The following is a 384-nucleotide window of genomic DNA, read 5'->3' as shown; positions in this document are numbered from 1 at the left end:
ATCCAAGGCGCCGAGCTTCCGCTGGATCGAGTGCTCTACCGACACCTGCAAATCATGGGAACGGTCATGAAATCGCGCCCGCCAGCGGTGAAACATGCCATGACTCGCCGGTTCGCAGATACGTGGCTTCCTCGATTTGCAAGCCACTGCCTGATGCCCGTCGTCGACAGCACGTTTCCGTTGAAGAATGCAGCTGATGCGCACCACCGCATGGAATCCAACCAGAATGTGGGGAAGATCATGCTGACGATGGCTTCTGTGACCTTTTGACGCACCGCAAAAACTCCTGCATGCCCCCTTGATCCGTATTAAACTTTCACAAATTACTGAAAGTTCGAAACGTTCATGCAGCTCTCGCCCCTGATCCAGCGCTTTGTCCTTCAC

The 384-nt window shown here is 54.2% G+C and carries 1 protein-coding gene; it reads left to right on the top strand.

Annotated elements, in window-relative coordinates:
- Positions 1-270, top strand: a 270-nt coding sequence (locus AB4Z35_RS31075) for a zinc-binding dehydrogenase (protein ID WP_442101307.1), incomplete at its 5' end; no start/stop codon positions are given.
- Positions 271-384 lie beyond the last annotated feature (114 nt).

It is taken from the genome of Pseudomonas sp. KB_15, assembly GCF_052114525.1.
Classification (GTDB): Bacteria; Pseudomonadota; Gammaproteobacteria; order Pseudomonadales; family Pseudomonadaceae; genus Aquipseudomonas.
The sequence above is the reverse complement of the archived record's forward strand: the minus strand, read 5'-3'. Positions and strand labels throughout refer to the sequence as shown.